The sequence below is a fragment of the Candidatus Hydrogenedentota bacterium genome (genome assembly GCA_018005585.1).
Classification (GTDB): Bacteria; Hydrogenedentota; Hydrogenedentia; order Hydrogenedentales; family JAGMZX01; genus JAGMZX01.
Window position 1 is genome coordinate 19,266 of record JAGMZX010000087.1, and the last position, 4,025, is coordinate 23,290.

The 4,025-nt window shown below is 63.3% G+C and carries 2 protein-coding genes; both read left to right on the forward strand.

Going from position 1 to position 4,025, the window contains the following annotated elements; genetic code table 11:
* Positions 1-299: 299 nt before the first annotated feature.
* Entirely contained in the window at positions 300-2,684 is a 2,385-nt protein-coding gene (locus KA184_14805) for a family 10 glycosylhydrolase (protein ID MBP8130846.1), read from the forward strand.
* Between the two features lie 36 nt (positions 2,685-2,720).
* Positions 2,721-4,025: glycoside hydrolase family 127 protein (locus tag KA184_14810; protein ID MBP8130847.1), on the forward strand; the 1,305-nt coding region annotated here is incomplete at its 3' end.

Here is a 4,025-nt window from a genome sequence, read left to right on the forward strand (position 1 = left end):
TGTCGCGGCGAACAGCCCCGTGCCCATCAGCCTGGAAGCCGCGGTGAAGGTCATGTTTGGCGAGGCCGCGCCCGGCGGCACGCTGCCCATGCCCGTGGGCGGCCTGTATGCCATCGGTTATCCGGGGCTCTATCACGCGCCGGATTCGCCGGTGGCTGCCGCAGCGCCGGAGCCGTAATAATCGTGTGCATTCCTGCGCGCGAAAAGTCCGGAATATCCGGTTCGGTAAGGGCGCACCGTGCCGGGCGTGGTGCTTATTGTTTGTGAAGACAGGGAGAACAGGCAATATCGGAGGCTTGATGCGACGGATACTACTGACGATGGCGGCCTTTGCGGCGCTGACGCCTGAATTGACGGCGGCGGAGGCCGGGGAGTTCTTGTTGCCCTCTCTTGTCGCAGCGGACACGTGGCGGCCCGGCACGGGTACGGTTGCGGCCAGCGATGTCGAGGTAGGCGGCAAAGCGGTCGTGCGTCTGCCCTGCAATTTCTCGTCGGGTATCGAGCGCGCCTATTGGGATGCGGATGTCACGCTGGACCTTGCCGAGGCACGCGGCGTGCGGTTTCATCTCTACTGCGGCGATCCCAGCCCCATTGGCGGCTTCACGCTCTATTTCAGGAGCGGCGAACACTGGTATTCAACGCCGTTTTCGCTCGAAGCCGCGGAGAAATGGTGCACGGTGACGGCTGACAAGCTGGACACGGCGACGGAGGGGGACGCGCCGGGCTGGAAGCAAATCGACAGGGTGCGCTTTTCCGTCTGGCGCGGCGCCAGTGAAGATACGGCTCTCTACGTTGCCGGGTTTGCCGTTGTCCCCTCCACGGGGGCAATCGCCGTAGTGCGCGCGGAGTCAGCGGGGCGGGATGCGCGCACCGTCAAGGACGCAGCGCAACGGGTCGGGTGTCTTCTTGACGATTTGGGCATACCCTTTGCCGCGATCAGTGACCTGGACCTGACCCCGGCGCTGCTCGAAGGCAAACGAGTCGCGGTCCTGCCCTACAACCCCGTCATGTGTGCACAGGCGATGCAGGCGCTCGACGTCTTCGTCAAAGGCGGGGGCAAGATCGTCTCCTTTTACGTGTTGCCAGCCGCACTGGCGGAAACCGTCGGACTGCAGGCGGGCAGACACGTGCCTGCGGCTTACCCGGGGTACTTTGCGTCCATCCGCCCGACGGACCAGCCGCTCAACGGCTTGCCCGCGAAGACAGCGCAGGCGTCGTGGAACATCATCGAGTGGACCGGCGGCCGCGTCGCTGCGGCATGGTGGAATGCCGAAGACAGCGCGACGAATCTTCCCGCAATCGTGGTGACGGAAAAAGCCGCGCACATGACGCACATCTTGCTGGGCGACGACGCGGCCAACAAGGCACTCTTGCTCCTGTCGATGATCGGGCAGTTCGTGCCGGAGAGCTGGGAGCAGGCAGCCGCGGCGTATCTTTCTCACGCCGGGATTGTGGGGCCGTTTTCGGGCTACGACGCGGCGCGGCGCGGAATTCGGGAACGCTCCCGCAATGGGGCAGGGGAGGAACTGCTTGCCAAAGCCGAAGCAACTTACCGTGAGGCGCAAGGCCTGATCGCGGCGGGGAGGCACGTGGAGGCCATAGGCTCTGCACGGCGGTCACATGACGACCTGACGCGCGCGTGGTGCGCGGTGCAGACGCCGCTGCTCAACGAGTTCCGCGGGTTCTGGTGCCATGACGCATTCGGCGTGGAGGGCCTGACATGGGATGCGGCGGCGCGCATCCTTGCGGAGAACGGCTTTACGGCTGTCTTTCCCAACCTGATGTGGGGCGGCGTCGCGTATTACCCAAGCGATGTGCTACCGGTCGCGCCCGAAGTGGCCGGGCGCGGAGACCAGGCGGCGGCGTGTCTGGCGGCGTGCCGGAAATACGGGATCGAATGCCATGTCTGGAAAGTGAACTGGTACACGGGCGGCCGCGCGCCCGCGGCGTTTATCGAGCAGATGCAGGCCGCTGGCCGGACACAGGTGAACCGGGACGGCACCGTTCGGGCCGAATGGTTGTGCCCGTCTCATCCGGATAACCAGCAACTAGAAATCGATGCGATGCTTGAAGTGGCTGAGAAATACGACGTGGACGGTGTGCATTTCGACTATATCCGCTATCCGGACCGCAACGCATGTTATTGCCAGGGCTGCAGGCGGCGTTTTGAAGCGGCTATCGGCCGCACAATCGAGCGCTGGCCTCAGGATGTGGCGGAGGGCACGGTTCTGAATACGCGGTGGCTGCAGTTCAGGCGCGACCAGATTACGCGTGTTGTCGCAAGCGTCGGTGAGGCGATACGCGGCCGGAAGCCGGGCATGAAGGTGTCGGCCGCCGTGTTCCGCAACGCCGCGGTGGACCGGGACGCGGTCGGGCAGGACTGGCTGCTCTGGTGCGAGAAGGGCTACGTTGATTTTGTGTGCCCCATGGATTACACCGCTTTTGATGGCGATTTCGAGCGCATGGTCCGGCAGCAGCGGGCGTGGGCGGGCAAGACACCGTGCTATCCGGGCATTGGCTTGAGCGTGTGGCCGGATTCGGAAGGCATCGAGCGCCTGATCGAGCAGGTTGCCATCACGCGCAAGCTGGACACCGGCGGGTTCCTGGTGTTCAACTATGGCCGCCGTGAGGCGACGGAGATTCTTCCCTTGTGTGGTCTGGGCCTGACGCGGCGGGCAGATTGACGGCGTGATGCAGCACCAGAAAGGATGACCAGAGTCATGCAAAACAGGGTGAAAGTGCTTGTCATGGGGATGGCAATCATGCAGGCGCTGACAGGCGCCGCCGACGTGTTCTCGGCCATCGATATCGGGCAGGTCGAGGTCGGCGGAGAGTTCGGCCAACGGATCGGCGCCACGATTGAAAACAACCTGCTCGTGATGGACCTGGATGGCGATTTCTTGCAGCCATTCCGGGACCGCAAAGCGCGGAGCGGCTACGTGGGCCTGGGCAAGACTGTCGATGCGCTGGTCCGGTTCGCAGCCTATTCGGCGGACGTGCGCGTAGTCGAGAAAAAGAAGACCGTTATTGGCGAAATCACGCGCTTGCAGGAGCCCGATGGCTACATAGGTTTCTTTGTGCCGGAAGCGCGGATGTGGTCGTTGTGGGACATTCACGAGATGGCCTACCTCATCTACGGGCTGACCATGGACTACCGGTTCTTTCAGGAAAGCGTGTCACTTGATGCCGCGCGGAAAGCCGCTGACTACATCATCGCACGCTGGACGGCTGAGCCGGACCGGGAGCCGGGGGGAGGCGAAATCACCGTGTACATGGCCGTAACAGGCATCGAGAATGCGATGCTCGCGCTTTACGGCGCCACAAACGATCTGAAATATCTCAATTTCTGCACAAACATGCGAAAATTGGCGGAGTGGGACGGCCCAGTCGTGAAAGGGCGATGGGGACAGATCCAGGGACACGCATACGCGTATTTGTGCCGCAGCATCGCCCAATTGCGGCTGTACCGCCTCCAACCAGATGAGGCCTTGCCGCGGACAACGCAACGCGCGATGGAATTCCTGCTTGCGGGAGACGGTCTCGCCATCACGGGCACGTGCGGGCAACACGAGTGCTGGCATGACACGCAGGAAGGAGCGGCAAACCTCGGCGAGACTTGCGCCACGGCGTACCTGGTCCGCTGGTGGGACGAACTGCTGCGCATGGAAGGCGACCCGCTTAATGGCGACCTCATGGAGCGGGCGGTCTACAATGCGCTGTTCGGTGCGCAGTCGCCGGACGGCCGCCGCATCCGTTACTACACGCCACTCGAGGGCGAACGGGTCTATTTCGACGGCGACACGTACTGTTGTCCCTGCAATTACCGCAGGATCGTTGCGGAATTGCCCCAGATGATTGCTTATACCAGCGGGGACGGTGTTGCGGTGAACCTCTACACGCCGTCAACGGTCCGGTTCGCGACGAAAGAGGGCGTGGCGGTCGTGCTGAAGCAGGAGACCGTTTACCCAAGCGATGGGCACGTGCGGTTGCGGGTGGAACCGGAGCATCCGGCGACCTTCGCGCTT

Coding starts and splice junctions, on each gene's coding strand:
- KA184_14805 (MBP8130846.1), top strand. CDS start 300: ATGCGACGGATACTACTGACGATGGCGGCCTTTGCGGCGCTGACGCCT.